General features: G+C 73.9%; 1 protein-coding gene. It reads left to right on the top strand.

From position 1 onward, the window contains the following. Positions 1-1,261: carboxyltransferase domain-containing protein (locus G6030_RS16205; protein WP_182643818.1), on the top strand; the 1,261-nt coding region annotated here is incomplete at both ends.

Raw genomic sequence — 1,261 nt, 5'->3', positions numbered from 1 at the left:
GGCCACGAGGGCCGCGCCCTCGCCGCGGGGGACACGCTCGCCGTCGGCGCGCCCGGGCCCGCGTCGCCCCGCCGGATCTGCGCCGAGGAGGTCCCCGCCATCGGCCACCACTGGCACGTCGCGGTCGCCGAGGGGCCCCACGGCGCACCCGAGTTCCTCACCCGGGCCGGGATGGACGAGCTGTACGCGGCTACCTACACCGTGCACTTCAACTCCGACCGCACCGGCGTCCGGCTCGAGGGCCCGCGCCCCAAGTGGGCCCGGCCCGACGGCGGCGAGGCCGGGCTGCACCCGTCGAACCTCCACGACAACGCCTACTCGGTGGGCGCGCTCGACTTCACCGGCGACACCCCGATCCTGCTCGGTCCGGACGGCCCGAGCCTGGGCGGCTTCGTCTGCCCGGTCACGGTGGTCAGCAGCGACCGGTGGAAGCTCGGGCAACTGGCGCCGGGCGACACCGTGCGGTTCGTGCGGGTCCGCGTGGACGCCGTGCCAGACCGGGTCGGCGCCGGGGGCTCGCGGGGCGCGGGCCGTCCGTACGTCCTGGGCGACGGCGGGGACCGCGACGACGGCGTGCTGGGCCGCGGGCACACCGCGGACGGGCTCACCGAGGTCACCTACCGCCGCGGCGGGGACGACAACGTCCTGGTCGAGTACGGGCGGATGGAGCTCGACCTGGAGCTCCGCGCCCGCGCGCACGCCCTTTACCTGCACCTGCTGTCCAACCCCGTGCCCGGACAGCAGGACCTCACGCCCGGCATCCGCTCGCTGCAGGTCAAGATCACGCCGGGACGCAGCACCGTGGCCTCCACCTTGGCCGCCCTGCGCGAGGCCGAGGCCGCCCTGCCCGCCGCCGAGTCGCTGGTCGTGCCGAGCCGTCACGTCCGACTCCCCCTGAGCTGGGACGACCCCGCCACCCGCGAGGCGATCGAGCGCTACATGTACGGCGTACGCGACGACGCCCCGTGGTGCCCGTGGAACATCGAGTTCATCCGCCGCATGAACGGGCTCGAGACCGCCGACGACGTCTACCGCACCGTCTTCGAGGCCGAATACATGGTCCTGGGCTTGGGGGACGTCTACCTGGGCGCGCCCGTCGCCACGCCGCTGGACCCGCGTCACCGCCTGGTGACGACCAAGTACAACCCCGCCCGGACGTGGACCGCCGAGAACTCTGTGGGTATCGGTGGCGCGTACCTGTGCATCTACGGCATGGAGGGACCAGGCGGCTACCAGTTCGTGGGCCGCACCACCCAGGTGT

Source organism: Dietzia sp. E1 (genome assembly GCF_014145015.1).
GTDB classification, from domain to species: Bacteria; Actinomycetota; Actinomycetes; order Mycobacteriales; family Mycobacteriaceae; genus Dietzia; species Dietzia cinnamea_A.
The sequence above is the reverse complement of the archived record's forward strand: the minus strand, read 5'-3'. Positions and strand labels throughout refer to the sequence as shown.